This window comes from Pseudotamlana agarivorans (assembly GCF_001642835.1).
GTDB lineage: Bacteria > Bacteroidota > Bacteroidia > Flavobacteriales > Flavobacteriaceae > Pseudotamlana > Pseudotamlana agarivorans.
In genome coordinates, this window is record NZ_LXEI01000039.1 from 1 (window position 1) to 3,751 (window position 3,751).

General features: G+C 30.9%; 5 protein-coding genes. All 5 read left to right on the plus strand.

The window, feature by feature from the left end; all coding sequences use genetic code 11:
* The first annotated feature begins 28 nt into the window (after positions 1-28).
* Positions 29-607 carry a hypothetical protein gene (locus A6I66_RS16280; RefSeq protein ID WP_067151926.1) on the plus strand — a complete coding sequence of 193 codons (579 nt, stop codon included), beginning with the start codon at positions 29-31 and terminating at the stop codon, positions 605-607.
* 156 nt (positions 608-763) lie between these two features.
* The gene (locus tag A6I66_RS16285; RefSeq protein WP_067151927.1) at positions 764-1,204 is read left to right on the plus strand and encodes a hypothetical protein; all 441 of its coding nucleotides are present in this window, start codon (positions 764-766) and stop codon (positions 1,202-1,204) included.
* Positions 1,205-1,260: 56 nt separating this feature from the next.
* The gene (locus tag A6I66_RS16290; RefSeq protein WP_067151930.1) at positions 1,261-2,076 is read left to right on the plus strand and encodes a PhzF family phenazine biosynthesis protein; all 816 of its coding nucleotides are present in this window, start codon (positions 1,261-1,263) and stop codon (positions 2,074-2,076) included.
* 172 nt (positions 2,077-2,248) lie between these two features.
* A complete protein-coding gene (locus A6I66_RS16295) occupies positions 2,249-2,914 on the plus strand; it encodes a hypothetical protein (RefSeq protein WP_067151933.1) in 666 nt (221 codons plus the stop codon).
* A 170-nt stretch (positions 2,915-3,084) separates the two neighbouring features.
* Positions 3,085-3,594: a hypothetical protein gene (locus A6I66_RS16300; RefSeq protein ID WP_067151935.1), complete on the plus strand. Its 510-nt coding sequence runs from the start codon at positions 3,085-3,087 to the stop codon at positions 3,592-3,594.
* The last annotated feature ends 157 nt before the right edge of the window (positions 3,595-3,751 follow it).

Consider the following 3,751-nt stretch of genomic DNA (forward strand, 5'->3'; position numbering starts at 1 on the left):
GCCAACAAGCTAAAAAAAACGCTCTGAATTGAAAACTAAACAACTATATTTGAAAGGAAAATCTGTTTTTATAGTTTCATTACTTGTAATCGGAATTACAATTCTAACAGTTTATCTGACGGGAATAAATTATAATCGGAGTTTGACTTCTAATCTTAATTTATCACTTAGCATTATAGCGTCGGTGTTATTTCTGTTTATGACTTATGGACTTTACACAGGAATTGGACTGATTGATAATTTTCCGAAATTTAGGAACTTTAAAAGTGGAGATTTCATTGCAAATAGCGGGACAGAACCAACTATGGAATTACCATCAGTTGGGGATGGAATTAGCGGACTGATTTTGTCGATTTTAATATGGATTGCGATGTCGGTATTATTTGTGATTTTATTAATAGTTTTGGAAGCCGTTTTTTGGTTTTCGCTGTTTATAATTTTAGCAATGCTTTATTGGATTTTCTTTAGGGCTTTGAAATTTGTTTTTAATAAATCAAAAGATACAAAAGGAGATATTGGAATTTCCGCAGTTTACTCGCTGACTTATACTCTACTCTATGTTGGTTGGATATTCGGAATTGTGTATCTGACTGAAATAATAAAATAAAGCCAGTTGGCAACATTGGCTATAATTCATTGCGGTTGATTTCCTAAGCGGAAATCAACGCATTTTTGCTATCTTCGGGCTGCGGCGGAAAGAATCCTGCGGATTTTTCCGCAACGAAATTATAGCCGAGACCGTTAGCACCAATTAACAAACTGAATGAAAAAAATACTATCATCAATTTTAATTTTTACCTGCATAAATTGTGTTTTAGGACAAGAAAAAGAAAACTTATATGTTGGAAAATGGATAACGGAACCAAACGCAAATGGAATGATTAATTTGATTAATCTAAACCATGATGGTTCTGGAATTGCAGGACCTGGAGTTTATAAAAATGGAAAAATTGAATTATCTCGATTTATGAAATCTGACTTAAAAGATTGGAAAATAGAAAAAGATACTTTGACTTTAATTACAAAACCTATACCAAGAGGTAATAATAGAGAGCCAAAATCAATAACACTTATCTATATAATTTTAGAAAAGGAAAATAATAAATTTACAGCGTATTACTCTGACCCCGAGATGGACAAAATGATGGAAGAAGCTGGTGAAAAAGCTGAACCGATTAAATTGGAATTTAAAAAAATGGAATAAAAACAGGTGCTTACAAGGTGTATAATTAATGGCTTGTTCGAGCTTACTTACGAAAAATGACAAAAATAGAAACCTATATAGTTGATTCTTTTACAGACAAACCTTTTAAAGGAAACCCTGCTGGAGTTTGTTTTTTAAATCAAAAAATGACAGATGGACAAATGCTATCTATTGCAAAAGAATTAGGACTTTCTGAAACTGCATTTATTACCCTAATTGATAAACCTAACAAATATTCCATAAGATTCTTTTCCCCAGTAATGGAAATACCACTTTGTGGGCACGCAACACTTGCTTCTTCAAAAGTTCTTTTTGAAATTAATCCCGAAATGAATCATATTCACTTTAAGAATATTCAGGAATTGGATTTAATGATTAAAAAAAATCAAGAAAAAATTGAAATGGAATTCCCTGTTTATAATACAATTCCACAAAATACTCCTAAAGAATTATTAAATGCACTCGGAATAGAAAAATTATCGAATAGTGTCTTTAATAAAGAAACAAGCATTTTACTAATTGAGATAGAAAGTTGTAAACTTTTAAATAATCTCACTCCTAATTTCGAAAAATTAAAAGCTTCTCATAATTCTATTAATGGAGTATTAGTTACTGCAATATCTGATAAAAATGACTTTGACTTTGAATCAAGATATTTTTGGCCTTGGAGTGGAACGAATGAAGACCCTGTAACAGGAGGAACTCATACTTTTTTAGCAAAATATTGGGCTGAAAGACTTAATAAAAAGAAAATGAATTCTTTTCAATGTTCTGAAAGAACTGGTTTTATGGAAGTTGAATTAATTAGTGACAGCAAATTGACAATAAAGAGTGAAGCTCAAATAATTCTAAAGGGGGAACTGAGAATATAAAAACTGGTGCTAACAAGGTGTATAATTAATGGCTAGGTAGAGCTTGCTTACGAATATTCCTGCGGAATATTCTATTCGGTTTTTATTTGTTAACTTCCGTGCTAAATCACGCCACTAATCATACACGAAGCCGTTGGCAACAAGCTGAAAAAACACGCAAGAAACTATGTCAATGACATTAATAAATTTTGTTCAGAAAAGTAAACTTCCGACAAAAATTGAATTAGAGAATAAAATTAAAGAGTTAGGTTATGATTTTAATTTCTTAACTGACTTTGAGAAATTTGACAATCTTAACCATATTGACTCAATAGATTGTGTGCTAAACGGAAATCAAACCTTTGTCGAAATTTATTTTAATCCAGCAACAGAACTTCTTTCCGATTTTCCGAAATTAAAAAAAGATTTGTCGGACAAAGATTTAGGAATTTCATTCACGTTTGGTTCAGACGAATTAGTAAGTGCTTGCATAAATATAATTTCACTCGGACTTATTGACTTAAGCCAATCCGTTGTCTTATACGCAGACGAAGAAATATTTTATTCCCGAAAAATGTTAATTCAAGAGATTTCAAATTCTTTAGAATATCACGGAGAAGAAACTTATAGCATTCCAAAAGAAGCTATCGAAGAAAATTTAAGATATGACCAAAAGAGAAAAAAAGAGAAAAGAAATAAAAAAGTAACAGATATTGTGCTTTGGAGTTTGCTAATTATCGGAATGATTTTAATGAATAGAAAAATCATTTCTTGGTATATCCCTTGTTTGCTTTTGGTTATTGTACTAATTAAAAGTATAATTGAGCATAATAAAAAAAGAATATATAAACGGAATTAAAAAGCCAGTTGCCTACACCGTATAAAAAAATTGCTAGTTTTAGCTAAACCAAAGTTAGTTGCTCGTTTGCTAGCTTCTGATTTTCCTTCGGAAAATCCTCGCACACAAACACGCAACTTTCCTTATACATAACCGTTGGCAACAAGCTGAAAAAAGAACTCATCGAGAATATGAACTCAAGTACAATCGAAAAAAATATTGGAAAACTGACAAAAATCGATTGGAAAAAGCCAAAAGCAATTGGAAGTTCATCATTTTATCTAAAATCCTTTAAAGCAAAAAATAATTCTTCAGAATTTCTAAAAGAAAACTCTATATGTAGTTTTGAAAAATATTCTAATGGAATTCTTTTAAGGTCAAACTTATCAAATAAAACAGGTGCGTTTACAATAAAAGAATCGGAAATCGAATACATAAAATTAATACGTGGAAAAGAAAAAGTTGAACCTCTAACTTTATCACCGATGTGGATCATGTTGAAGTTAGGAGTTTCTAAATTAATTGCAAGATATTTTAGAATTGTGCTTGGAGAGTATTCAATCGAAGAAATGAAATTAAAAATCGAGACCCAAGATCAAATTATGGAATTCACGCAAAACGGATATATATTTGAGAGACAATTGAGTTTCTTTAATAATCTGAATTACGGAGAAAAATTAATTATTGAAATGAATGAATAAGAAAATAATCGGAATGAGTAAAAAAAGCCTGTTGCCAACAAGGTGTATAATTAATGGCTAGGTCGAGCTTGCTTACGAATATTCCTGCGGAATATTCTATCCGGTTTTTATTTGTTAACTTCCGTGCTAAATCACGCCACTAATTATACACGAGACC